This is a genomic window from Parafrankia soli (genome assembly GCF_001854695.1).
In the GTDB taxonomy this organism is placed as follows: Bacteria; Actinomycetota; Actinomycetes; order Frankiales; family Frankiaceae; genus Parafrankia; species Parafrankia soli.
Genome location: NZ_MAXA01000001.1, coordinates 91821 through 117382, shown reverse-complemented (window position 1 = coordinate 117382; position 25562 = coordinate 91821). Strand labels below are relative to the sequence as shown.

17 protein-coding genes are annotated in these 25562 nt (G+C 73.0%); 8 read left to right on the top strand and 9 right to left on the bottom strand.

Features of this window, described 5'->3' with window-relative positions; translation table 11 throughout:
• Positions 1 to 14: 14 nt before the first annotated feature.
• The 4 genes from BBK14_RS00465 to mfd form a co-directional block, all read right to left on the bottom strand.
• Positions 15 to 374: an inorganic pyrophosphatase gene (locus BBK14_RS00465; protein WP_071059219.1), complete on the bottom strand. Its 360-nt coding sequence runs from the start codon at positions 372 to 374 to the stop codon at positions 15 to 17.
• Positions 375 to 828: 454 nt separating this feature from the next.
• Positions 829 to 2148, bottom strand: coding sequence for a nucleoside triphosphate pyrophosphohydrolase (mazG, locus tag BBK14_RS00460; protein ID WP_071059217.1), 1320 nt, complete (start codon positions 2146 to 2148; stop codon positions 829 to 831).
• A 5-nt stretch (positions 2149 to 2153) separates the two neighbouring features.
• Positions 2154 to 2909: a SurA N-terminal domain-containing protein gene (locus BBK14_RS00455; RefSeq protein ID WP_071059215.1), complete on the bottom strand. Its 756-nt coding sequence runs from the start codon at positions 2907 to 2909 to the stop codon at positions 2154 to 2156.
• A gap of 58 nt (positions 2910 to 2967) precedes the next feature.
• Positions 2968 to 6534: a transcription-repair coupling factor gene (gene mfd, locus BBK14_RS00450; protein ID WP_071059213.1), complete on the bottom strand. Its 3567-nt coding sequence runs from the start codon at positions 6532 to 6534 to the stop codon at positions 2968 to 2970.
• Between the two features lie 491 nt (positions 6535 to 7025).
• Here mfd and BBK14_RS00445 point away from each other — a divergent pair, with 491 nt between their 5' ends.
• Entirely contained in the window at positions 7026 to 7439 is a 414-nt protein-coding gene (locus BBK14_RS00445; RefSeq protein ID WP_071059211.1) for a MerR family transcriptional regulator, read from the top strand.
• A gap of 37 nt (positions 7440 to 7476) precedes the next feature.
• Here the strand turns inward: BBK14_RS00445 and BBK14_RS39350 are convergent, their stop codons facing one another.
• Positions 7477 to 8742 (bottom strand): glycoside hydrolase family 26 protein, encoded by a 1266-nt coding sequence (locus BBK14_RS39350; RefSeq protein WP_241831007.1) that lies wholly within the window; start codon positions 8740 to 8742, stop codon positions 7477 to 7479.
• Between the two features lie 120 nt (positions 8743 to 8862).
• Between BBK14_RS39350 and BBK14_RS39345 the strand changes: the two genes are divergently transcribed.
• Complete coding sequence (locus BBK14_RS39345) at positions 8863 to 9387, top strand: hypothetical protein (protein ID WP_241831006.1); 525 nt, start codon at positions 8863 to 8865, stop codon at positions 9385 to 9387.
• On the opposite strand, the gene BBK14_RS39340 is transcribed toward BBK14_RS39345, so the two are convergent.
• A complete protein-coding gene (locus BBK14_RS39340; RefSeq protein WP_241831005.1) occupies positions 9359 to 9523 on the bottom strand; it encodes a hypothetical protein in 165 nt (54 codons plus the stop codon). The genes BBK14_RS39345 and BBK14_RS39340 overlap by 29 nt on opposite strands.
• A gap of 1630 nt (positions 9524 to 11153) precedes the next feature.
• Here BBK14_RS39340 and BBK14_RS00435 point away from each other — a divergent pair.
• From BBK14_RS00435 to BBK14_RS00415, 5 genes are read left to right on the top strand one after another with little or no spacing between them, the layout of a single operon-like run.
• Positions 11154 to 11996 (top strand): sugar phosphate nucleotidyltransferase, encoded by an 843-nt coding sequence (locus BBK14_RS00435; protein WP_020458450.1) that lies wholly within the window; start codon positions 11154 to 11156, stop codon positions 11994 to 11996.
• A gap of 20 nt (positions 11997 to 12016) precedes the next feature.
• Positions 12017 to 13456 (top strand): DUF4910 domain-containing protein, encoded by a 1440-nt coding sequence (locus tag BBK14_RS00430; protein ID WP_071059433.1) that lies wholly within the window; start codon positions 12017 to 12019, stop codon positions 13454 to 13456.
• Positions 13453 to 14202, top strand: a complete 750-nt coding sequence (locus BBK14_RS00425) for an IspD/TarI family cytidylyltransferase (RefSeq protein WP_071059207.1) — start codon at positions 13453 to 13455, stop codon at positions 14200 to 14202. Before BBK14_RS00430 ends, BBK14_RS00425 begins: the two co-directional genes overlap by 4 nt.
• Positions 14165 to 15091 (top strand): phytanoyl-CoA dioxygenase family protein, encoded by a 927-nt coding sequence (locus BBK14_RS00420; RefSeq protein ID WP_071059206.1) that lies wholly within the window; start codon positions 14165 to 14167, stop codon positions 15089 to 15091. Before BBK14_RS00425 ends, BBK14_RS00420 begins: the two co-directional genes overlap by 38 nt.
• Positions 15088 to 15948, top strand: a complete 861-nt coding sequence (locus tag BBK14_RS00415; RefSeq protein WP_420849105.1) for an SDR family oxidoreductase — start codon at positions 15088 to 15090, stop codon at positions 15946 to 15948. The genes BBK14_RS00420 and BBK14_RS00415 overlap by 4 nt, the downstream gene beginning before the upstream one ends.
• Positions 15949 to 16008: 60 nt before the next feature.
• Here the strand turns inward: BBK14_RS00415 and BBK14_RS00410 are convergent, their stop codons facing one another.
• Positions 16009 to 17262 (bottom strand): glycoside hydrolase family 26 protein, encoded by a 1254-nt coding sequence (locus BBK14_RS00410; RefSeq protein WP_071059204.1) that lies wholly within the window; start codon positions 17260 to 17262, stop codon positions 16009 to 16011.
• A gap of 765 nt (positions 17263 to 18027) precedes the next feature.
• Between BBK14_RS00410 and BBK14_RS00405 the strand changes: the two genes are divergently transcribed.
• Positions 18028 to 19389: a hypothetical protein gene (locus BBK14_RS00405; RefSeq protein WP_071059202.1), complete on the top strand. Its 1362-nt coding sequence runs from the start codon at positions 18028 to 18030 to the stop codon at positions 19387 to 19389.
• A gap of 593 nt (positions 19390 to 19982) precedes the next feature.
• Here the strand turns inward: BBK14_RS00405 and BBK14_RS00400 are convergent.
• Both BBK14_RS00400 and BBK14_RS39335 read right to left on the bottom strand, forming a co-directional pair.
• On the bottom strand, positions 19983 to 21575 hold the full coding sequence (locus tag BBK14_RS00400) for a GumC domain-containing protein (RefSeq protein ID WP_071059200.1): 1593 nt from the start codon (positions 21573 to 21575) through the stop codon (positions 19983 to 19985).
• Positions 21576 to 21797: 222 nt separating this feature from the next.
• Positions 21798 to 25505: an MATE family efflux transporter gene (locus BBK14_RS39335; RefSeq protein ID WP_241831004.1), complete on the bottom strand. Its 3708-nt coding sequence runs from the start codon at positions 25503 to 25505 to the stop codon at positions 21798 to 21800.
• Positions 25506 to 25562 lie beyond the last annotated feature (57 nt).

Below are 25562 nucleotides of genomic sequence, written 5' to 3'. Positions count from 1 at the left end.
TGTTTCGGCGGTCCTCAGTCGGTCTCCGTGGACCGCAGCACGAGCATGCCGCCGATCTCCAAGACATCGTCCAGCAGACGTCGCACACCTTCGATCTCGTCGGCGGTGCAGTCGATCAGCACCTTGATCTCCACATCGCGTTTGACGGGATCTGCCGTCACGAAGAACCCCACGACGCCAGTGCAGGCGGCGCTGCCACAGAAGACATCCACACCGTCACTGTCCGCGGCCACGGTGCCTTCCAGGTAGCCGTAGTCGACGGGATACACGGCCTGCGGCACTCGTGGATGCCTGCTTCCGGCCGGACGGTCCACTACCAGGCGCGAGGTAGCCACCAGCTCGCCGAGGATGCCAAAGAGGTGTTTCTCAGACATGATCGCCGTCTTCCAAAGATCGCGAAAACCGGGTCAGGTTGATGCTGAGTCTCTCGGCTGGATACGTGGCGATGCGGGCTGGCGACGCGTCGGCGTCGGCGGACCACCAGTCAGCCGATCCAGAGGATGAAGGCCCACCGCCTCCACACCACCAACGTTTCCTAGATCGACTGTCAACCATGACGGCGGCACCGCGGAACACCATGATCACTTGCGGGACGCGGGACGCGGGACGCGGCCGAGGCTCGGGGGGGGTCGTGTCACCGGGAGGCAGGGGTGCGCGGCGGAGCACCGGGAATCCCGGAGAAGGCCGGAGGTGGAAAATATTCATGCCTACCAGGCCTGTATGCACGACGCTGAGGAACCGCGGCGGTTGAGTGACAGCCAGGACTCACCCATCCGCCACGCATCGCCGGACGGCGGTATCTGGCCTGCGTAGTTCCTCGACGCCCGGTCAGGCCTCGCGCACCGGCCCGCCCGCGGCGCCCCGCTCCAGCGGGGGAGGGCTCGCGGCTGCCCACAGGTCTCGCCAGCTGTCGGCGGCCAGCCCACCGGGCTCCTCGCCGCGGGCGAGGGCGGCGTGCTCGGCCCGGGCCAGTGTGTCCCGGAACAGCCGGGCCCGTGCGCGCAGCGCGGTCTCCGGGTCGACCCCCTGCTCCCCGGCCAGCACGACCGCGGCGAACAGCAGGTCCCCGACCCGCTCCTCGGCGGTGGTGCCCGCCTCGGCGCCAGGACCGTCACCCTGACCGGCGGACGCCCGATCTCCGGGGCCGGCAGTCCCGACCTCCCGGGCCAGCTCCGCGACGAGGCCGGGCAGGCCGGGCAGGCCGGCCCCGGCCGCCCCGGCGCCGCTGCCGGCCGGGTGGCGGGGAAGGGCCAGCTCCGGCGGGAGCCCGAGCTTCGCGGCCCGCCGTAGCAGCTTGGCGGCCAGGAAGAGCGCCGGCGCGGAGAGCGGCACGCCCTCCGTCACCGACTTCCGGCCCTTCTCCTCGGCCTTGATCGCATCCCAGTTGGTGACGACGTCGTCCGCACCGGAGACGGCGACGTCACCGAACACGTGCGGGTGGCGGCGGATCAGTTTGGCGGTCAGCCCGGCCGCGACGTCGTCGACGTCCCAGCCCGCCCCGCCGGACTCGGCGGCGACCCGCGCGTGGAAGAGCACCTGCATCAGGACGTCGCCCAGCTCCTCGCGCAGCTCCGCGAGGTCCCCGTCCTCGATGGCCTGGTAGGCCTCGTAAGCCTCCTCGAGCAGGTAGGGGGCCAGCGAGACGTGGTTCTGCTCGGCGTCCCAGGGGCAGCCGCCGGGCGAGCGCAGCCGGTCCATGACCGCGACCGCGTCGAGCAGCGCCGACCCGGGCAGCTCGCGGGTGGCGACGAGCAGTTCGACGACGGCCCCCGGCTCCGCCGAGTGGTCCTGGTCGGTGAGGGCGGCGCGCAGCGCGCGGTCGGCGGCTGTCGGCGAGACCGGGTCGAGCAGCCACGCGACATGGGTGCCCGGTCCGGCCACCGCCCGCAGCTCGGCAACCGGATCAGCCTCCGCCCGGCTTGACGGCACCACACCGGCCTCGGCCGGCAGCCCCGCGCCGGGTTCGGACGGCGGAGCGGGGCGCAGCACCGAGACGTCGACGCCGGCCTCGCGCAGCGCCGCGGCCTGGGGATGCTCCGGGCTCGCCGTCCAGACCCGGGCCGAGCGGAGCACGTCCCAGGCGGCGGCGGTGAGCAGGCCGGGGGCCACCCGGGCGCTGGTCGAGACCAGGGTGATGCGGGTGGTCACGCCGGTCAGGAGCCCAGTGTCAGGTCGAGCGCGGACTCTGGCGCGGCCGTCGTGGCGATCGTCCCGGGGGCGGAGACCACGGCGAACTGCTTGTCGTCCCACGAGCCAAAGCGCGGGTTGATCGAGACGTGCTCCCGGGCGGCGGCCTCGGTCAGCAGCGGGCGGAGCTTGACGGCACGCTGGTCGGTGGCCAGGAAGCGCTGCAGGTACGGACGGGCCGCCTCGAAGGTCAGCGGAAGTTCGCCGACCTGCGCCACGATGCTGTCGTACTGCGTGCGGGCTTCGGCCACCGAGGCGAGCGTGGTGGGCGCGATCTTGTCACCGATGGCGGACTCCAGCGCCCCGGTGCGCACGATCACGCCGACGTCCTCCTTGGCGAAGCCGGCCGCGGCGGCCCGCGTCTCGAAGGCCTCGACGCTGCCGAACTGCAGGACGGCGTACGCCTGGTAGTAGGCGTCGACGTCCTGGCTGCTCAGCGTGACCCCGAGGCGGTCCGCCTCGGACTCGAGCACCTGGAGCTGCACCAGGGTGGTCAGCGTGCGGCGCTGCAACTCGGGCCGGTCGAGGCTCTGCGCCGCCTGCTGGGCGGGGACGGTCGAGACGGCCTCGAAGCCGCGGTCGACGATCCCGCGCACCGTGGAGGTCTCGATCGTGCTCGACCCGACCTGCGCGGCAGCCCCGGCGTGCGTCGTGCATGCGGTACCTGCGATGCCGGTGAGCACGACGAGCCCGAGCCCGGCCAGAAGACGCGGAAACTTCACGGTGCTGACCGTATCCGCTCGCCGGGCTTGAACGGTATAGGGCTATCCGGTGCGGCCCTCACCGACTTGCGGCGGCGGCCACCGAGTCGCCGGCGACGGCCTCCAGCAACTGGCCGGCCCAGGCCAGCAGCGCACGGTCGCGCAGCGGCCGGGAGCCGATCCGGCCGGTCTCGGTGGGCGCCGGCACCAGCACCGTGCGCACGGCCGGCTTGACCACCGCGCCCTTGTAGAGCCTGGTCAGCCGCAGGGTCTGGCTCTCCCGCAGCTCCAGCGGGGCGAACCGGACCTGCCGGCCGGCCACCGTGATCTCGGTGACGCCGAACCGGCGGGCGAGCACCCGCAGGCCGGCGACGGCGAGCAGGTTCTCCACCGGCTCGGGCAGCGGGCCGAACCGGTCGGTCAGCTCGCCGCGGACCTCGGCGATGTCGGCGTCGGAGACCGCGCCGGCCAGCCGGCGGTAGGCGTCGAGCCGCAGCCGCTCGCTGGGCACGTAGTCGTGCGGCAGGTTCGCGTCGACGGGCAGCTCGACCTTGACCTCCGGCGGCTCCTCCGCCTCGCCCTTGTACTCGGCGACGGCCTCGCCCACCATCCGGACGTACAGGTCGAAACCGACCGATGCGATGTGGCCGGACTGTTCGCCGCCGAGCAGGTTCCCGGCACCGCGGATCTCCAGGTCCTTCATCGCGACGGCCATGCCGGCCCCCAGGTCGTTGTGCTGGGCGATGGTGGCCAGCCGGTCGTGCGCGGTCTCCGACAGCGGCCGGTCCGCCGGGTACAGGAAGTAGGCGTAGGCGCGCTCCCGGCCTCGCCCGACCCGCCCGCGCAGCTGGTGCAGCTGGGAGAGCCCGAAGTTGTCGGCCCGCTCGACGATCAGCGTGTTCGCGTTGGAGATGTCCAGGCCCGACTCGACGATCGTCGTGCAGACCAGGACGTCGAACTTCTTCTCCCAGAAGGAGACCATGACCTGCTCGAGGGCGTCCTCGTTCATCTGGCCGTGCGCGGTGGCGATCCGCGCCTCGGGCACCAGCTCGCGCAGCGCGRCCGCGGCCCGGTCGATGCTCTCCACCCGGTTGTGGATGAAGAAGACCTGCCCCTCGCGCAACAGCTCGCGGCGGATGGCCGCGGTCACCTGGCGCGGGTCGTAGGGCGCCACGGACGTCAGCACCGGGTGGCGCTCCTCGGGCGGGGTGTCGATCGTCGACAGCTCCCGGATACCGGTGATCGACATCTCCAGGGTCCGCGGGATCGGCGTGGCGCTCATGGTGAGCACGTCCACCGCGGTCCGCATCTTCTTGAGGTGCTCCTTGTGCTCGACGCCGAAGCGCTGCTCCTCGTCGACGATCACCAGGCCCAGGTCGGAGAACTTCGTCTCGCCGGAGAGCAGACGGTGCGTGCCGATGACGACGTCCACCGTGCCGTTGGCGAGGYCGTCGAGCACGGCGCGCTGCTCGGACGGCGCGTTGAACCGGCTCACCGCCTTCACCGTGACCGGGAACGGCGCGTACCGCTCGGCGAAGGTCTGGAAGTGCTGCTGGACGAGCAGCGTGGTCGGGACGAGGACGGCGACCTGGCGGCCGTCCGTGACCGCCTTGAACGCCGCGCGGACGGCGATCTCGGTCTTTCCGTAGCCGACGTCGCCGCAGATCACCCTGTCCATCGGGACGGGCTTCTCCATGTCGGCCTTGACCTCGTCGATGGCCGCGAGCTGGTCGGGCGTCTCCCGGAAGGGGAAGGCGTCCTCCAGCTCACGCTGCCAGGGGCTGTCGGGACCGAAGGCGTGGCCGGGGGCGGCCATCCGAGCGCTGTACAGCCGGATCAGCTCGCCGGCGATCTCCTTGACGGCCTTGCGCGCCCGGCTCTTGCGCTTGCCCCAGTCGGCGCCGCCGATGCGGTCCAGGCTCGGGCCCTCGCCGCCGACGTAGCGGCTGATCTGCTCGAGCTGGTCGGTCGGCACGTAGAGGCGGTCGCCGCGGGCGTACTCGAGCAGCAGGTACTCGCGCTTGGCGCCGGCCACCGTGCGGGTGACCATCTCGACGTAGCGGCCGACACCGTGGGCGTCGTGCACGACGAGGTCGCCGGCGCTCAGCGCGAGCGGGTCGATGCCCTTGCGCCGCCGGCTCGGCATCCGGCGCATGTCCCGGGTGGTGACCCCCCGGGCGCCGGCGAGGTCGGTCTCGGTGAGCACGGCCAGCCGCAGCGTGGGGCTGACGAACCCGGCGCCGAGCTGGGCCTGGGTGACGACGGCGACCCCCGCGGCGAGCTCGGCGTCGGCCGCCAGCCGCGCGCCGAGATCGGCCTCCCGCATCATCTCGACGAGCCGCTCGGCCGGGCCGTGGCCCTCGGTGACGAGCAGCACCCGCCAGGAGTCGGCGAGCCAGCCCTTGATGTCCGCGGTGGCCCGCGCGGTGTCCCCGTGGTAGGCAGTGGCCGGCCGCAGGCTGGCGACGACCGTGTCGTCGCCGAAGGCGTCGTCGCCCCCGGCCGCCGCTCCGGCTCCGGGGTCGGAGGCGAACGGGCTGACGGACCACCAGGGGATACCCAGCTCGGCGGCCCGCTCCCGGACGTCGGCGACCGAGCGGTAGGTCGCCGCGCCCAGGTCGATCGGCGCCCCGCCACCGAGCGCCGCGACGCTCCACGAGGCGTCCAGGAACTCCTGGCTGGTGCGGACCAGCTCGCCGGCCCGGGTGCGCACCCGCTCGGGATCGCAGACCAGCACACGTGAGCCCGCCGGAAGCTCGTCCAGCAGCAGGGTCATCTCGTCGGTGAGCACGGGCGCGAGCGCCTCCATGCCCTCCACCGGGATGCCCTCGGCGATCTTGTCAAGCATGTCGACGAGCTGCGGGTGCTCCCGCGCCAGCTCCGCCGCGCGGGCCCGGACCTCGTCGGTGAGCAGCAGCTCCCGGCACGGCGGCGCGAACAGCTCGGCCGCCGGCTCGCCGTCCTCCGCGGGCAGCGCTCGCTGGTCGGCGACGGAGAAGCGGCGGATGTCGTCCACCTCGTCGCCGAAGAACTCGATCCGCAGCGGGTGTTCCTCGGTCGGCGGGAAGACGTCGAGGATCCCGCCGCGGACGGCCATCTCTCCGCGCCGCTCGACCAGGTCGACGCGGTGGTAGGCGATGCCCACCAGGCGGGCGGTGACCTCCTCGAGGTCGGTGGTGTCCCCCTTCGCCAGCGCGACCGGGGCCAGCTCACCCAGCCGGGCCACCTGGGGCTGGAGCACCGAGCGGACCGGGGCCACCACGACGGCCAGCGGGCCCGCACCGGTGGCACCGCCGGTGCCCGGGTGCGCGAGCCGGCGCAGGACGGCCAGCCGGCGCCCCACCGTGTCCGCCCGCGGCGAGAGCCGCTCGTGGGGCAGCGTCTCCCAGCTCGGGTACACCGCGACGCGCTCGGGACCCAGCAGGCTGCCCACCGCGTCGGCCAGGTCCTCGGCCTCGCGGCCGGTCGCCGTCACCGCGAGGACGGTGTGACCGGCCCGGGCCATCGCCGCCGCCGCGAACGGGCGCAGCGCCGCGGGCCCGGCCAGGTCGAGGACGGGTTCGTCCGGCGAGCCCAGCGCGCGGGTCAGCGCTGGATCACCGCCGGGGCGGGCGACTAGGGCGTCGAGCAGCGGCGCGAGGGTCATGTGATCCGTCCCGTGCCTCTCCAGTGCTAGCGAATCCGGTGCCGACGGACTACGCGGCGGCCACGGCGATGCGGCCAGACGGCGGCCGACTCCGGTTGCAACAGCGATCCGACAGACGGTATTGCCGGCCGTGAGGATTGCCGGCTGTGGGAACCGGACGGAGGACAACCTCCGCCGGCGGGCCGACCACCCCGCTGGGCACCGGAGAGGATGTACCCCGGACGCGCGCACTACCGGATGTGGCACCGACCCGGACGGGCACCCCGCGGACCACACCGCCGCGGCGACGGAACCCCCGGATACGGAGCCACCCTGGGTGCGGAGGCGTCCCGGATGCAGCCGTCCCCGGCGAGGTTCCCGGGCGGCGGGGTCGATATGACCAGCCTACGGCAGGGCGTCCGATCGAGATGCGGGCGCCGTGTCACGGATCGACGTACAGTCGTCAGACGCCCGGTTTGCCACCGGCGACAGATGCTGACGTAAGGGTCGACTTGTCCACCACGCGACGCCGTGACGTCCACCAGATCGGTGATGTCGCCGAGCGAGTCGGGCTGTCCCTGCGCACGGTTCGGTACTACGAGGAAGCCGGGCTCCTGATGCCGGTCGGTCGGACGGTGGGCGGCTTCCGCCTCTACGACGACGACGCGGTCGACCGGCTCTTCCTGATCAAGAAAATGAAGCCGCTCGGCTTCACCCTGGAGGAGATGCGCTCCCTGCTCGTGCTGCGCGACGAGCTCGAGGAGGCGGACCTGCCCGCCGAACGGCGCGCCGAACTCCAGGCCCGGCTGGCCACCTGGGTCGCCCTCGCCGAGGAGAAGCTGATCACACTGCGCGAGCAGGTGCAGGTGGCCGAGGYGTTCGTCGGTGGACTCCACGACGACGCCGGCCGCTCCGGCGCCATCTGACCGGCCGCACGCCGCGGCCCGGGGTCGCGGGTGGGTGTTACCAGAGCCGTTTGTAGGTGTCCGCCGAGCGTGGGTGGCGGTTGGGGTTGAGCAGGGACGAGTGGACGTTGCCCGGGACGTCGTCGCTGAAGTACGCCTCGTAGGCGAGGATGTCCGCGTTGCGCTCGAAGATGCTGTACATCCGCTCGATGTAGACCGGGTTGTCCCCACCCGCCTGGCCGACGGCACCGGCCTTGGTGTTCTGCTGGCTGACCACACCCCACTCGGGCACCGAGAACAGCTTGTTGTGCCGGCGGGCGAAGCTGATCACCTGGCACAGGCCTTCGGTGGCGTCGCACTGGGCGTCGAAGGCGCTGAGGGTCGGGCTCGGCGGGTACTGGTCGTAGCTGTCGATGCCGATGACGTCGACGTACTGGTCACCCGGGTAGACGGCGAAGGCGCTGYGCGGCCCGTGGGCGTTGATGTTCCAGTCGATGCGGACCTTCGGGCTCGTCGCCTTGATCGACGACGAGGCATTGCGGAAGCACTGCACGTAGGCCGTCGGGTTCGCTGAGGCCCGCCAGGCGAACCAGTCGCCGTTGAACTCCCAGCCGAGGCGGACGAACGAGTCCCCTCGACCCTCGTTCACCAGCCACCGGCCGAACTGGCGCCATTTCGCGTTGTAGTCACCAGCGGCACAGTCAGTGAGATTTCCCAGCTCCGGGCCCTCGACCGGAAAAAGGGGAACGCTGACTACCAGGGTGCCGGCGAAGTTTGAGAACGTCGACGCGCTGCGGCCGATCCAGGGGTTCACGATCGCGTCCCAGCTGTTCCGGTCCGTGTAGGTGACCACCACGTCCACCGGCCGGCCGCGGAACTGCGCCCACGCCGTCGCCTCCGCCACCGTGTGCGCGGCCACCCCACTGGGGAAACTCCCCGCGGTCGCCGCCCGCGCCACGCGGGTCACCTGCCCCGATGGCGGGGCGACCGCACCGGATCCGGGGGCGGGCTCGGCCGAGACGGGTGCCGACGGCGGCACGGCGGCAGGCGAGGGTGCGGCGGACGGAGTCGGCGTGACCGGGGCCGCGTCCACGCTCGCCGGGCTGTTCTGGGCCGGCCCGAGCATCCAGGCGACCAGGGCCAGCACCGCCGCCAGGGCGACCAGGCCCACCGGCAGGTACGGGTGCCGCCCGGGCTTCGCGCCCCAGTGCTCGATGATCCAGTCGGTGACCCGGTGTGGCAGCGATGCGTCGGCCGCCGGCTCGGTCCGCGGCGGCTGCGCGGAACCACGCCCGTCCCGGACGGGGTCGGCGATGGGCAGCACCCCGGTGACGTGCCCGCCGGCGGACCCTGGCCGCGAGCGCTCGGGCCGAGCACGGTCAGGCCGGGCGCGATCGGACCGGGTGCGGTCGGTGGCCGAACGCCGCTGCCGCGGCCGCTCCGGATGTTCCTGCGCCCGCCCGGTCTGCTCCTGCCCCCGCCGCGACCGCTCCGGCTGGTCGTCCGACCGCTGGGCACGCTCCGGGCCGGTCACCGGCCGCGAGGACCGCTCCCGCGCGGCGGTGCCCTCCCCGGTGGCCCGCTCGCGAGCGCCGTCTCCGCGACGGGCCCGCTCCGAGGCCCGCCGATCACGGCCCGGCTGATCGCCCCGCCGATCCCGGCCTGGCCGGTCACGTCGGTCAAGGCCCGGCTGGTCGCCGCGCTGATCAGGGTCCGGCTGGTCGCGGGGGGCACGGCCCGGCTGATGGTTCCGCTGGTCACGGCCCGGCCGTTGGCTCCGCTGGTCGCGATCCCCGCGTTCGCGCGCGCCCTGCTCCGGCCGGGACGGCGGGAGGATCATCGTCTCGTCTGCGCGTTCCCCGCCCGGCCGGGTGGGCCTCGGTCCGCCGGGCCGCGGCTCACCTTCCCAGTCTCGCCGCTGGAAATGCTGGGTGGCGAGATCACCGGGCGGCCACGTCGAGGACGGTGACTCCGACGGTGGCGGCGGTGGCACCCGCGAGCTCGGTGCCGAGAACGGCGGTGCCGAGAACGGCGGTGCCGCCGGCGGCGGGACCCGTGCGGGCGGTGCCGAGGATGGCCGTGGCTCGAAGGGCGGCGGGGTCCACGGGGCGGGACGGGAGGGCTCGCCGGCCCAGTCCGGCTCATCCCAGTGCCCCGCCGCGCCGGGACGCCCGTCCGCGCCGCGGTACGGATCGCGCCCGTGGCCGGACTCGCCGTACCCCGACGTGGGCTCACCGGCGCCGCGACCCGCGGGCCGGCCGGGTCCGGACCGGTGCCGTTCAGGCTGACGCTGGCGCTGTTCGCCCTCGCCGGGGCCAGGACGGTCGGATCCGGGGGCGTCCCATCCGGGCACGTCCCATCTGGAGTCGCGATCGCGCCGGGACCCGCTGTGGCCCCGTCCGCGTTGGCCGGACTCGTGGTCATCGGGCCATTCCGCCCCGGACTCGCCGCGCGCCCCGGAATCGCCGCGCGTGGCGGATCCCGGGTAGGCCGGGCCCTCCGGGTAGGGGGCGATCGGCGCGGCCGGCGAACGGCGGCGCGCCGGCCGGCGCCGGGAGGAGAGCATCTCGGGGTCAAAAGGTGAGCCGGGAGCCCTGCCGGTGGCCGGCTGGGCGGGAGGGGCGGGAACCGCGGCCGCTCCAGCGGGCGGCGAGGCGGAGGTGGCGCCGGTGGCGGCCGTTGCTCCGGTGGCCGGGCCGGGCCCCGGAACCTCGTCACCGCGCCGATAGACCCCGATCGACCAGTCGGACGTCGGCCGGGTGCCCGCGGGGCCGTCGTCGACGACCCATTCACCGGTCGGCACGTCGGCCCGGCTCGCGCGGGTCAGATCGGGGCGGCCGTGGCCGTGCCACTCGTCAGGCGGCATGGGATCCACCCCCGAGTGCGTCGTCCCGCCGAACCAGGGCCTGAATCATGTTGAGTCGTTTACTAAAAGTAAAAAGTATGGCCGAGAGCATGGATCTTACCTCCCGGCCGACGTAGAGAAAGACAACGGTATAGGCGCGCCGAGGCCAGCGACCGCGCAGGCCGGGGGATGGACATGGAGACGACGGACCGCGTCCTTCATCCCAGGACATCCGACAAACCGTAACAAGGACGACGCACACCGGTGCCAAAGGGACCGCGGAAGAGCCCTCGCGCACCGGCACTCACGTCAACGTTGACAGAGCCGTCCGGCCGGGTGGATGGGGTCCGACCCGCCCATGCTGACCAGGTACTCCGGGACCGTGGACCGGCACGGAAGGGGCGGTACGGTACCGTTGCCGCGTCGCGCCCGGCGCTCAGGTCGGCGGTTGGCCGCCGTCACGCGCACACGCGATCAACGCGCAGGAGAACACGCGAATACGCGATCACACAACAGTGGACCAGGAAACTCCGCGGACCGACTGGAGGACACCGCACGTCCGCCCCCGACAGGTGACGGGCGTCGCGAGCTGCACATCCTCACGCTCCGGCGGCTGGCGACCGTGCCGGCCGGCAGGAGCCGCGCCGGCCGAGTCCGAGGGGAACCGGGCCCGCCGTCGGGAACGGACGGCCGCACCGGCCAGCGCCCGACGCGGGAGACGACCCCTCCCGCGGCCGGTACGCACCGGCGGAGCCGGTGAGCCGGTACGGCCAGTGGCACGGACCCCGTCACAGCCCCGCACCGGCTCTGCCTCCGGCACCTGGCCCATCCGGCACCGAGCCATCCGCCCCCGGGCCCGCCGGGGCACTGACACGGGAGACGCGACAGCTTTGACCACCGAGACAACCCGAGCTCTCTCGACGGATGCCGCAAGCGTCGACCCACGCGACATTCCGGTCGTCATCCTCTGTGGCGGCATGGGAACCCGGCTGCGCGAGGCCAGCGAGAAGCTCCCCAAGCCCCTGGTCGACATCGGCGGTAAGCCGGTGCTGTGGCACATCATGAAGACCTACGAGCACTACGGTTTCCGCAAGTTCGTGCTGTGTCTCGGCTACAAGAGCGACCTGATCAAGAACTACTTCCTGGCCTACCGCCAGCAGGTCGCCGACTTCACGCTCAAGCTCGCCGACGACCACACACCGCAGTTCCACAACACCGCCGGCGACGAGGACTGGGAGGTCACCTTCGTCGAGACGGGACTGCTCACCGGGACGGGCGCCCGCCTGCGCCGGGTGGCGCAGTACCTCACCGGCCCCCGCTTCATGATCACTTATGGTGACGGCGTCGGCGCCATCAACGTGGCGGACGTTCTCGGCGACCACATCCGGTCCGGCCGGATCGGCACGGTCACCGGCGTGCGGCCGTCCAGCCGTTACGGCGAGCTGGTCACCGAGGGCAACGCCGTCACGCAGTTCGCCGAGAAGCCCCCGGCGACCGGCTGGGTCAGTGGCGGCTACTTCGTCTTCGAGCGCGAGTTCGTCGACAAGTACCTCGACGACGACCCGTCCACGATGCTCGAGCGCCACCCGCTGCAGCAGCTCGCCCGGGACAACCAGCTCACCCTGCACACGCATGAGGGGTTCTGGATGGGCATGGACACCTTCCGCGACTGGACCGAGCTCAACCAGCTGTGGGACGCGGGCACGGCGCCGTGGCGCGTCTGGGCCGACTGACGGAACCGGACGCCGCTCCCATGAGTACCACGCCCCTGAGTACTGCGCCCATGACCACCGCCGGCATCGACGCGGTCGGGCGCCGCCTGCACGACCTGGTCGCCGCCCTCATGCCCCCCATGCGCTCCATCACCGGCAGCGGGGTGCGGGCCACCCTGGACCTCGTGCGCGCGGCGCTGCCCGCGCAGATCCCGTTCACCGTGCACGAGGTGCCGTCGGGCACGCCCGTGCTGGACTGGACGGTCCCGCGGGAGTGGAACGTCGCCGGCGCCCGGCTGGTCGGGCCGGACGGGCGGGTCGTCGTCGACGTCGCCGACAACCCCCTGCACCTGCTCGGCTACAGCACGCCCGTGCGTGCGAGGATGCCGCTGCACGAGCTGCGCCAGCACCTGTACTCGATGCCGGACCGGCCCGACTGGGTCCCCTACCGGACGTCCTACTACAACGACGCGTGGGGCTTCTGCCTCACCGACCGCCAGCTCGCGGCGCTGCCCGACGGCGAGTACCAGGTCGAGATCGACACCTCGCTCACCGACGGGTCGCTGACCTACGGCGAGATCGTGCTGCCCGGGACCACCGACGAGGAGTTCCTCGTCACCACGCACACCTGCCACCCGGCGATGGCCAACGACAACTCCTCCGGCATCGCCGTGGCCGCCGAGCTGGCGTCCGCGCTGGCCGCGCGGGAACGCCGGTTCACCTACCGGCTGCTGTTCATCCCGGGGACGATCGGCTCGATCACCTGGCTGGCCCGCAACCCGGCGGCGGTCGGGCGGATCCGGCACGGCCTGGTGCTCACCGGTCTCGGTGACCGGGGCACGCCGACCTACAAGCGCAGCCGGCGCGGCGACGCGGTCGTCGACCGGGCGGCGGCGCGCGCGCTCGCCGAGACCGGACGTCCGCACCGGGTCGTCGGCTTCTCGCCCTACGGCTACGACGAGCGCCAGTTCTGCTCGCCCGGCTTCGACCTGCCGGTGGGCCGGTTCGGCCGCAGCCAGCACGGCGAGTACCCGGAATACCACACGTCGGCCGACGACATCGACTTCGTGACGCCGGAGTCGCTGGCGGACTCGTTCGCCATCCTGAACCGGACGATGGAGATCTGCGAGGCCGACCGGGTCTGGCGCAACACCTCTCCCTACGGGGAGCCCCAGCTCGGCCGGCGCGGGCTGTACCGCTCGATCGGCGCGACGATGAACCGCGCGTCGATCGAGATGGGCCTGCTGTGGGTGCTCAACCTCGCGGACGGCACCCGCACCCTGCTCGACATCGCCGAGCGGGCCGAGCTGCCGTTCGACGCGGTCGCCAACGCCGCGGACGCGCTGGCCGGCGTCGGCCTGCTCACCGAGGACGGCCCGGCCGTCGACTCGCCCGACACCGCTCCCATCGCCGCTCCCGCCACGGTCGCGCCGCCCGGCACCGTCGCCGCCGCGCCGGAACCCGCGGTAGTGATCAGGTGAGTTCGGCGGAATCGGCTCAACCTGCTCAATCGGCTCCCGACGGGCCGGCCTGGGCGATCGTGCTGGCGGCCGGTGGCGGCACCCGGTTCGGCGGACCCAAGCAGTTCTCCGACCTGGGCGGGCTCCCGCTCGTGGCGCATCCCGTCCGGGCGGCCGCGGCCGCCTGCGACGGGGTCGTCGTGGTGCTCCCCGCGCCCCTGCTCGACCGGTGGGCTCCGCCGGACGGCGTGCGCGCCATCCCCGGCGGCGCCACCCGCGCCGAGTCCGTCCGGGCCGGGCTGGCCGCCGTCCCGGCCGAGGCCGGGGTGATCGTGGTGACCGACGCCGCGCACCCGCTGGCCACCGCCGCGCTGTACCGCTCGGTCGTCGCGGCGGTGCGTGCGGGCGCGGACGGCGCCGTGCCCGGCCTACCGCTCACCGAGGTCGTCAAGGGGGTCCTGGCCAGCGGCCCGGACCTCGTCACCGGGGCCTCGCTGGCGCGCGAGACGCACCGGCTGGTACAGACCCCGCACGCCTTCCGTGCCGCCGCCCTGCGCGCCGCGCACGCGGGCGCGGTCGAGGCCGTGGAGGACTCCGCCATGGTCGCCGACGCCGGCGGACGGGTGGTCGTGCTCCCGGGCGAGCCGGCCAACATCCACGTCACGACGCCGGAAGAGCTCGAGATCGCCCGGCTGCTTCTCATCCACGTCCAGAGCGAGGGGGAACCCGATGAGCACGGTGCTGCTCGACTCAGCGCTGTCCGATGACGAAAGGCGCGCCAAGCTGTACGCGGGCGAGCTGTTCGTCTACTCGCCGCGGCCCAGCACCACGGCATTCGTCGAGTTCACCCGCGAGCTGATCCGGGACGCCTTCGGTGACCTGGACCCCGAGACGGCGCAGCACCACATGCCCGTCGAGGAGTACGCCGCCCTGCTCGCCGACCTGAAGCCGCGTTTCATCCACCACCCGACCTGCAAGGAACTCCTGCCGGCGATGCTCGCCGAGCTGGGCTGCGACATCAGCAAGACCTACTTCGACGTCCCGCGGCTGCGGACGTCCACCAGCGACGACTACCTGACCTCGGGTATCGCCTACGCCTTCCACCCGCACCGTGACACCTGGTACTCGGCGCCGTTCTGCCAGCTCAACTGGTGGATGYCGATCTTCGACATCGTCCCGGAGAACGGGCTGGCCTTCCATCCCCGCTATTTCACGCAGGGAGTCAAGAACAGCTCGCGCACCTACAACTACTACGAGTGGAACAAGACGAACCGCGCGTCGGCCGCCAAGCACATCAAGACCGACACGCGCGTGCAGCCGAAGCCCGAGGAGGAGGTCGAGATCTTCCCGCAGACGCGGGTCGTCGCCCCTCCCGGCGGAATGCTGGTCTTCTCCGGCAACCAGCTCCACTCCTCGGTGCCGAACACCTCCGGCCGCACCCGGTTCAGCATCGACTTCCGCACCGTGCACTACGACGACGTGGTGAACCACGTGGGCTCGGTGAACGTCGACTCCGAGTGCACCGGCACGACGATGCGCGACTACCTGCGCGGCACCGACCTCAGCCGCATCCCCGAGGACATCTGCCTCAGCTACGACACCGCTCCCCCGCTGCCGGACGCGATCCTCGTCTACGAACCCCAGACCACCGCGTGACAGCCGCCGACAAGGACACAGGCCCGCCGGCGGGCCGGGTGGCCGGCGCGGCCGGGAACACGCGCCTGCTGGCCGGCCGGGTCGCGGTGGTCACGGGCGCGTCGAGCGGCATCGGTCGCGCCGTCGCCGCCCGCCTGGCCGCGGACGGCGCGACCGTGCTGGCCCTCGGCCGCGACCAGGCCCGCCTGGCCGCCCTGGCCAAGGAGGCCGGCGCGGCCACGACAGACGGCGCGGCCTCCGGCGCCGGGACGCTCGTGCCGGTGCGCCTGGACCTGACCGACACCGCAGCGGTGGACCGGTTCGCCGCGGACACCGCCAGCCGGTACGGCCGGGTGCACCTCCTCGTCCACAGCGCGGGGGGCTACCTCACCTCCCGGGTCGAGGACGCCTCCGTCGACGACTTCGACACCCAGTACGCCGCGAACGTCCGCGGCCCGTTCGCCCTCACCCAGCGCCTGCTCCCCGCCCTGCGCGCGGCGGCATCGGAAAGCGCGCCCGAGACGTCGGGCGCGGCGGAGGAGCCGGGCGCCGACGTGATCGTCATGAACTCGTCGCAGGGGGTCCGGGCGGGTGCCGGCACCAGCCAGTTCGCGGCCACCCAGCACGCGATGCGGGCGGTCGCGGACAGCCTGCGCCAGGAGGTCAACGCCGACGGCATCCGGGTGGTGACCCTCCACCTCGGCCGGACGGCGACGCCCCGCCAGGAGACCATTTTCCTGCGCGAGGGCCGGCCCTACCGGCCCGAGCTGCTGATCCAGGCCGACGATGTGGCGGACCTGGTCACCTACCTGACCCGCCTCCCGCGCACCGCCGAGATCACCGAACTACACCTGCGCCCCGCCAAGAAGAGCTACTGACCCGATCCCCGGAGGCCGGACCGGCTCCGCCCCGGCTGAGCCGCGGGGCGGAGCGGGTGGTCAGGAGGAGCCGGGGCCCCCGGTCAGCGGAGCGGCTCCGGCCGGGGTCGAGGTCCCGGCGCCGGCCTGCGCGGCACTCACCCGCGGCCCGAACAGCTCGAGGTACCGCTTGGCGCTCTCCGGGTTCGCGGTCGGGTTGTGCAGCGACGAGCCGACGTTCTCGGTCTCGGCCGGTGAGGCGCTGTAGTAGCCCTCGTAGGCCAGGATGTCGCGGTTGGCGACGAACAGCTCGTACATCTTCTCCACGTAGAACGGGTTGTCGCCGCCGCCGCCCGTGGAGCGGACCAGGCCCCACTCGGGGACGGCGAACTGCTTGCCGCGCTCGCGTGCGGCCGCCGCCACCGAGCACGCGCCGGAGGCCCGGTTGCACTGGTTGTTGAAGATCTTCTGCGTGGCCGACGCCGGGTAGGAGTCGTAGGCGTCGATGCTGATGATGTCGACGACGTCGTCGCCGGGGTAGGCGTCCCAGACGTTGTCGCCGTTGGGCATGGTGTCCCGGTGCGCGGTCATGTTCCAGTCGATCCTCACCTGGGGGTCGGTCGACCGCATCGCGGCGACCGCCCGCCGGAAGCAGGTCTTCCAGGCCACGGTGTCGCGAGGATGCCACCAGAACCAGTCGCCGTTGAACTCCCAGCCGAGGCGGACGATCGCGTCCGGCCGCTCGTTACGGACCATCGTGGTGCCGAAGTCGCGCCAGTGGCTGTCATAGTCCCCGCGGGCGCACGCCGCCTCACTGCCGCTCTGCGGGAACAGCGGCTGGGCGACGGAGAGCTTGCCCGGGTAGGTCCCGGGGCGGAAGTCGGACATCGGCCAGTCGGCCTGGGTGATGGTCTGCCAGTTCGTTCGGGCGGTGAAGACCATCGCGATGTCGGTGGGCCGGCCGATCCACTTCTCCCAGCCGGCGAGGTCGTTCGGCGGGTTGGCGTTCGCGCCGGAGACCCAGCTCACGCCGCCGGTGGTCGGATGCGTGGTCGGGGGCTCGTCCTCCCCACCGGTCAGCACGACGATCCCGACCGCCAGCAGGACCACGGCCATCGCCGCGCCGATGCCCCCGAGCAGCAGGACGCGGCGCCGACGCCCCGGCTGGCCGCCGGCGGGACCCGCCGCCCACTTGGAGCCCGGGCCGCGACGGCCACCGGCCCGCGGCGTCGGGACGGTGCCGCCGCCGCCGGCGTGGTCGTCGGACGAGTCCCGCGGTGGCCCCTCGCCGGACGAAGAACCTGGGTCGCCGGCATCCCCACGGCGATGTTCCACGCCCCCACCTCCGTCGATGACGCGCCGCCCGCGCCCTGGTGACTGTCTGATGACGTGCGGTCGACGGAGCACCGCAGTGACCGCGATCCCGGTCGTGCTCCGCCCTGGCCACGCCCGCGCCGACGTGGCCACACCGACCTGGCCGTATCCGGCCCGCCGCTAGGCCTGCTCGCTCGCCTCCCGACGAACGGGCGGCACCTGTACCCCGAGGCGATCGGCTCGACCAACGGGCCGGTCACGTCATCGGAGACGTCCGTTTCCTGCCCCCCTGACCGCCCAACGGGGTGCGAGCTCGACCGGTTCCCCGGCGAGGTACGCATCATGGTCAGTTCCTTGCGCCTCTTGCTACTCGCACATTATTCACAGGACCGCTAGATCAATACGACACGCTCCCCCGCAACCACCTGTCGTAACCATGACGCCACGTGAGGTTTACTAACGATACCCGGTGGAGTAGGGCCCGAGCGGCCCACCCGAGAGGGCAATCCGCCCACGGATACACTGTCGCCCCGAGCCGACACCAGACCCTCGGGTGGAAGAACCCCGCCGACCACTGACCCTCCGTCCGCACCCCCGCATGAACCCGGGTCGGACCAACCGGTGGTGTACCAACCAACGGGGTGGGGCCGACCGGCCCCGAGGCGGCCCGGCAGTGCGAGAGCGACCGGCCGTACCCGGTGGACGACGGTGTTGACGCGGTCGTCCCGACCGGGGACGACGGCGCGGGCGAGACATCCGACGCGGCAGAAACGGGGGCGGGAACTGGTGGTCACCACCACCCTCACCACGAGGATTCCACGCTCGTGGGTGATCCCCACCTCGGAGGCCGCCGACCGGCGCCCGGAGAACGCGCGGATCCTCAACACCCTGACGGTCCTGCTGTTCTGCAACATCTTCCTGCAAAGGCTCGCCATCCCCGTGGCGGGCGCCCAGCTCCAGCTCATCCTGCCGATCACCATCGTCGGCGTGATCGTGATGATGAGCCGCGGCGACATCCAGGTGAACGTCGGCCGCCTGCGCGCCTACCTGCTCGCCATGACCGCCTGTTGCGCGGCCGGCCTGGTGTCCTTTCTACGCGAGCTCGACGACACGGCCCTCACCTCACTCATCCTGCTTTTCGGCACCTACATCCCGCTGTGCTTCGGGCTCGCCCCCGCCGACTCGCGCGCGCTGTTCCCCAAGCTGCTCGACCGGTTCGTGAACCTCACGACGATCCTCGCCGGGGTCGCGCTGTTCCAGTTCGCCATCCAGCTCGTGGGCTGGCAGTACACCGACGTCCTGAGCGTCATCCCGGCCGACTTCCGGATGCGCGGGTTCAACACCAGCTACCCCGTCCAGTACGGATCGAGTCTCTACAAGTCGAACGCCTTCATCTGCCTCGAGCCGTCCTTCTGCTCGCAGTTCCTCGGGTTCGGCATCGTCGTCTGTGTCCTGCGCAGCGGCAGCTGGTGGCGCTACGTGATGTACGTGCTCGCCCTGCTATCCACGGTCTCGGGTACCGGGGTCCTGCTGCTGGCCGCCGCCCTGGTGCTGCTGTCGGTACACAAGGGCGCCCGGTTCGCCACGACGGCGCTGGTCGGCGTGAGCATCGTCGTCCTCATCCTGAGCTTCACCCCGGCGGCCGATATCTTCGCCCAACGGGCGACCGAGACATCGTCGAACAACTCCAGCGGAAGCCTGCGGTTCGTCCAGCCCTATACCCGCACCTGGGAGGCGCTGGACAAGGATCCACTGACGGTCCTGTTCGGCTCCGGCCCCGGATTCGCCGACCGGGACGCCGCGGCCTTCTACCTGAAGACCAGCCTGCCGCTGAACTACGCCCTCCTCCCGAAGCTGGTACTGGAGTACGGCGTGATCGGGACGGTGGCGTTCCTGGCGTTCGTCATGGCCATGTTCGTACGCGGTTCGCCGTCGTTCGTATTGTCCGGGTCGGTCATCGTCTTCTACAGCATTCTGTCCGGTGGTCTACTGAGCCCGGTGGTCACCGCGCTCGGCATGCTGCTGGTCTCGTGGTTCACCGCCACGCCGGAGGACGAACGCTGGAGTCGAAGCCGGGAGAGCCCCCCGGCCGATCCCAGCTCACCACCACCGCCCGGTCGTCTGACACCGGCCCAGCGCTCCGCCTGAAGCCCTGCCGGGGCATCTCCTAGCACTGCGACAGCATCCGGGTGTGTCCTCGTCGTTGGCGGAGCGCCAAGATCGGCTGCGGCTCGTGGCGGCCGCGCCATCCGAGCCGGCAACGGGCAGAGGGGTGCTGGGGACCACGAAGAAGGCCGGAAGCGATAGATATTCACCCGTTTCCGCGCATGGCCCGCGCGGCCCAGCCCTGGGCCTACGCTGCCCGGCCCCGTGCCCCAGCCCCGGGTCAGCGCCGCCCCGGCCCGGCCGGCCCGTGCCTGCGCCGCCCCGACCTACCCCCGCCGGCCCGCCCCCGCCGGCCTGAGCACGATCGTTTCGGGCGCGCGTATCTCCCCAGCCCGGACCGGCGGGTTCCCGGGCGGAAACAGCGAGGGGCGGGCCGGCCGGGACTCTGCCAAATCCCGGTCAACCCGCCCCTCATTCGGTGCGGTCCAGCATCCCCGCCGCCTGTGGGTCCCAGGCCTTGGGGGTGGTGCCTCTTGCCGTGCCTGGCGGGGCCTGACCGCCGCCCGTCCTTCGTACCTCGGGGCGGCGGCCGGCCTCTGTGGTGTTTGTGTTGCCTGCTGCCGTCAGTGCCTGACTCAGCGCTTCGCGGGACGCGCGTAGCGGTCCGTCGCCTCGGTGTCACGGGGGGCGCGGCTGGCCGCCTCGCCGCCCACCGGTGAGGCCGAGGTGATCGACTCGACCGCGGCCTGCGGCGAGCCGCGCCCGCCACCCGCGTTGCGTCGCACCGCCGTGCGGCCGTCGTGCACGACACCCACGACCCGCTCGGCCAGGGCCGGCCAGTCGCGCGGCACCTGCTCGAGCTCCTTGAGGTTGGTGTCGGGCGAGGTGATGACGACGACGGCGTCCGCCTGGATCGCCGAGGCGGCGGTCATCGGCAGGTCCGCGAGCGCGGCGGTGACGAGGATGACGAGGTCCACCACAGGCGCGCGGTCGGCCAGGATGGGCGCGAGGCCCCCCGGGCGGGCGGCCCGGGCCGGCGAGACCCGGTTGTAGAGGATGTGGCCGCGGCCCGTCCCCGAGGAGCGGGCCAGACAGGTCGGCTCGTGCGCCCAGCGGGGCAGCTCGGCCGAGGTGGGCCGGGGCAGCCCCTCCAGCGACGCGCGGACCTCCGACTGCGCCGAGGTGTCGAGGATCAGCACCACGCCCTGGTCGTCCGACCAGGCGGCGGCGACGGTGGCGACCAGCTCGGAGCTGAGGTCCGTCCGGGACGCCGGGGTGAAGGCCACCACCTTGCTGGTGGGTGACATCACCGCCGACATGGCCGATACCAGTGTCTCCGCCGCGTTCGCGCTCGTCCGGCTCGCCGGCAGGTCCGCGATGAGCGGCACGCCCATCAGGTCCGCCGAGTTGTGCGGGTCGAGGATGGTCGGGCGGCGCTGGTACATGATCCAGAGCCCGGCCGCGGAACCGAACAGGCCGAGCAGCGCGGCGACGAGGACGTTACGGAACAGGCTCGGCGCGACCTGACCCTCCGACCGCGACGGTTCGGCGAGCCGGATCGTGGTGGGCGCCGCGGCGACGTTCACACCGGCCTCGGTGATCCGGGTGTTGAGCGCCTTCACCTCGTCCTGGAGCACGAGACGCTGGTTCGTCAGCCCGGGGTCCGATGCCCCGCCTTCCTGGGTCTGGGCCTGCTGGTCGAGGCCCTGGAGCTGGGTTGCCTTCTCGTTCCGGATCCTGGTGAGCGTGTCGACCAACGTCTCGTCACCGGAGCCGGACTTCCCGAGCTGGGAGGTGTAGGCGGCCGTCGCGGCGTTGACGAAGTCGATCGCGGCCTGCTCGCTGGTGCCGGTACCGGTGATCGTGAAGAAGTACCCCTCGTCCGACGGGGTCGTCGTCAGGCGGTCCGCGACGTCAGCTCGGGTGATCTTCAGCTTGGCGGCGATCTCGTCCAGAGTCGCTGTCGAGGTCGCGAGCTGGGCCTGAGTCTGCACGAAGCGGCCCGCGTCGACCGAGTTCGCGCCAAGGGTCTGGTCCGAGGTGTCCAGGAAGATGCGCGAGCTCGCCTGGAACGTCRCCGCCTGCTGCTTGGATATGATCATCGCCAGCGCGGCCAGGATGACCACCGAGATGGCGATCACCATCCACCGCGGCTTGAGGATGCGGATCAGCGACGGGGCAGATGGGGCCCGGCCGGACTCCGTGCCCTGCTGAGAGGAGCGGCTCATGCGGCGCCCGCCTCAGGGCGCCAGGCGCGTGGCGAGGTGCCGGTCAGCCGCAGCTGGGCGAACGCTGACGCAAGCCCTTTGGGCGGCAGGTGAAGCGGAGTCAATTTGGGCCCCCCACAGGAGCGTCCGGCCCGGTCATCGGACCACGGCCAAGATCTGACGGAACCGATTTGTGAGCATAGCCGATAGCGCAAAGTAAGCGACTCATAGCGTGAGCGCAGGCTAGCGGCCAGGGTTTCGCCCGCCGCCTCGCGGTCCGTCGGCACCGCCGCGCTGTTCCGGTTCGAGCAGGTCCAGCGGCTCAGGATCATTGCGGTCCCGCTCGCCGGCCTGCGGCGACACCTCAACGGAGCTTCCGCGCGGGGGCGGGCCCTGCAGAACCGTGGTCCGCTCGACATCCTCCTGCGCCGCCCCACCGGAGCCCGCGCCGCCAGCGCCCGCGCCGCCGCGCGCGGGGGTTCCGTGCGCCTCGCCGCCGTGTGCCGGCCTGACATGTACCGCCTCGCCGCGGCTCGGACGACCGGATGGTGGTGGTGGCGGCGCGAGCGCGGGCAGCCTCGACACCTGGGCCCGTTCCCGGCCGGGGCCCTCCCGTCCGGAGGGCTCGACGACCCGCACGTTCCCGGCCGGCAGGACGGCCCGGTCGGACATCCCGGTGTGATCGAACCTCTCGGCCCGGTCGGACGTCGCGATCTCCTCGAACGTCTCGGTCTGTTCGGGCGCCCCGACCTGGACGGACATCTCGGCCGCGTCGCGGGCGTCCGGTCGTCCGCGTGCGTGTTCGCGGACGATCCGGCGCAGCAGGATCCACCAGACCGGGGCGATGCCCCAGAACACGAGGTTGTACCCGATGACCGCGCCCGTGGCGTCCGCGAGCAGCAGGCCGAGAATCGGGAAGGCGAAGAGCATCGGCGCCATGGACAGGTTGATCCGGAACGTGATCTTGGTTCGGCCGAGCGCGTACATGATGCAGGCCGGCCCGGTCGGCAGCGCCGTCCCCGCGTAGTGGAACGCGGAGTACACGAGGATGTGGTGCGCCCCGGGCCAGGTGTCACCGAGCAGCGTTTCCCCGATGGCCGGGAATGCGATGAACAGCAGGCTCCACAGGCCGCCGACGCCGACCACGATCACCGTGAGCAGCACCGCCGCGCGCTCGCGCGCCCGCACGGACATGTCGATGCGGCGGGAGAGCTCCGGCACCGCGAAGCTGACGATGCCCACGCCGATGACGGTGGTCGGGCCGAGCAGCGTCCGCACGCCGTTCAGCGCCCCGATCGTCTCCTTGGAGCTGAGCAGCCCGATCAGCAGCATCGACGCCTGCAGCGCGCCCTGGACGGTGACGAACTCGGCCGCGAGGTTGGCCGCGTTGGCCCGGTTCTCCCGGACCCAGGTCAGCGCCCGCGACGGCGCCGGCCACAGACCGGCCTGCGCGACCCCCAGCAGCGCCGCGACCAGCGCGGAGATGCCCCAGGCGAGCAGCATCGGCGGCGACGCCGTCACGCCCCGCTCGATGAGCACCGTCAGCCCGACCACCTGCACCAGGGCCCAGGYGACATCGTTCAGGAACGCGCCGAGGGGTTTGCCCATCGCGAAGAACACGTAGCGCCAGGCGTCCTGGAGCAGCAGGCCGGGCAGGACGAAGCCCACCACGACGAGGGCGGAGCCGACCGACCCACCGGCGACGGCCCCCACGCCGACGAGCACGATCCCCAGCAGTCCACCGAAGACCAGGCACGCTCCGGTGGCGGACGCGGCCGCGTACCGGAACTCGGACACCGACTTGCCCGAGTACGAGATCCCCAGCGGCAGGCAGCCACCCGCCCGGGAGATCCCGATGATCACCGAGAAGATGATGTAGGCGATCGCGAACGAGCCGTACTCGGACGAGCTCACCTGCCGGGCGATCAGGAGCGAGACGGCGGCGTTGGTGGCGCTGGAGACGCCCTGGTCGGCGAGGGTCCAGATCGCCTTCGCCTTCGTCGACCCGCCGCCTACGACGGCCTCCTCGACGGCGGCCGGCCCGGTGCCCGGACGCTGCTCGGCCACCTCCAGCGCCCCGGTGCCGGAACCTCCGCCGCGTGCGTGGCGCGCCCGGCCGGGCCGGGCGGTTCCGTCCACCGGGTCGCCCTCGCCCGCGGCCGCTCCGGCCGCGCTCCCGGAGCTGGCCGGGCCGGCCCACCGGCCACCAGCCTGCCCCGGCCCCGTTCCGGGCCCCGAGCGCCGCATGACCTGCGTGCTCGCGGCGTCGGACTCCGGCCGGTTACGGCCGTAGAGACGCGGGATGTAGTCCGTCTGGTCGACGGCGGCGGCACCGTCCTCCATCTCCAGCCGGCGCCGCAGCGACGACAGGTCGATGGTGTCGGTGAACGCGTTGATGAAGTGGATGTCGGGGTTGCGGGCCGCGCCCTGCCGCCCGCGGCGCCCGCCACGGCCCTGCCCACCACGGCCCTGCCGGCCGCGGCCGTCGCCGGCCCGGCTGGTCAGCGCGGTCTGGTCCGATCCGGCCGCGGCGCCGCCGCCCCGGCCCGGTGGACGCGGCTCCCGGCGCCCCGTCGCCGACCATCCGCGCCCCGATCGTCGCGCGTCCCCCGCTCCGGCCGCGCCGGCAAGGCCGGCAGGGCCGGCCGCGCCAGCAGGGCGCCCCTCGGGAGGCGCTCCCGCGGAACGCGGTGCGGCGGGCGGCGGCGGGGCCTGACGCTGATCCGCTGGCGACTGCCCGGCGGGCGACTGCCCGCCAGACGAGTGGGCGCCAGACGAGTGGGCGGTCGGGGCCTGGGTGGCTGAGGGCGGTGTGGATGGGAGCTGGGTCGCCGGCGGGGGTGCGGCGGCACTCGGGCCGGCGACGTCGACCCGCATGAAGTCATCGCCCCGCCGGCCCGCCGGCGGCAGGCCGGGCGACGGGACGGGTGGCGTGCCCACCGTGAAGCCGCTCGGCGGAGCGGGCCTCGGCGTGGGCTGACGGGCCACGCCTCCCGGCGGAGGCGGTGCCTGCGGCCCGGTGGTACCCATGCGGACGGTGGTCTCGGGCGGAACCCATCCGCCGGACGGGGGCGCCCCGCCCGCCCGTTGCGCGGCGCCCCGCTCGCCCTGTCCCGGCTGGTCGTGCCGGGCAGCAGGGTCGGTCGGGGTGCCGCCGGGGGCGGGCGTGTTGCCGGTGGAATGCCGGGGCATGGGGGTCCAGCCCGGCGGCGGCGTCAGCGCACGCGCCGCGCCCTGGTTCGGCGGCGTCCCGTCCGGCGGCCGGACGCCCGGCAGGGGCGTACCGCCTGGGCGGGGGGTGTAGCCGGGCGGCGGCGTGCGCCCGGACGGCGTGCGCCCGGGAGGCCGCGCCTGCCCGGGAGACGTGTAGCCGGAAGGCACGTGCCCTGCCGGTGTGTGACCGGGAGGCGCCTGCCCGGCCGGTGGGGTGTTCCCCGGGGCCGGAGCCCGCTCGAACGGCGCGGCGCCGCCCGGCGGCGGAGTACGTCCCGGCGGCGGAGTGTGACCAGCCTCGGGCCGGTATCCCGGGAGCGGGGTGCGACCGGGGGGTGGGGTGCGCCCGTCCCGGTAGCCGGATCGGCCCTCCACCACGAACGGCTCGGGAGCCGGCCGATGCTGCTCCGGCCCCCCGCGCGGATCAGTTCCAGCCCGCCCGTCAGCACCACCCCACTGGTCAGTGCCACCGCGGGGATCGGCGGCGCCCCGCGGATCGGGCGTGCCCGGCAGGACGATCCGCGGCAGCGGAGTGCCGACGTGGACCCCCTGCTGCCGGGGATCGGTCGCGCCAGGCCGGGGCTGGGGCTCGTCGTTCCGGCCGGTCGGCCCGGTGCGCGGCTGACGCGGGGCGCGCGGCACGTACTGCGTGGTGTCGGCGTCGCCGGCGGGCGGCTCGGGCGGGAGGTCCGCGTCGTCCGCACCGGCCGCCCTCGGCTCCATACCGAGATCGGTCACGCCCGACACCCCGTCCCGCCCGGGACGTCGAGGATGTCCGGGCCGCGGGGTGCTGGG

What these genes read in the sequence shown, in the direction of transcription:
- BBK14_RS00465 (WP_071059219.1), bottom strand. Translation starts at nt 374, where the DNA reads ATGTCTGAGAAACACCTCTTTGGCATCCTCGGCGAGCTGGTGGCTACC.
- BBK14_RS39345 (WP_241831006.1), top strand. Translation starts at nt 8,863, where the DNA reads ATGTTCCTGCGCCCGCCCGGTCTGCTCCTGCCCCCGCCGCGACCGCTC.
- BBK14_RS00430 (WP_071059433.1), top strand. Translation starts at nt 12,017, where the DNA reads ATGAGTACCACGCCCCTGAGTACTGCGCCCATGACCACCGCCGGCATC.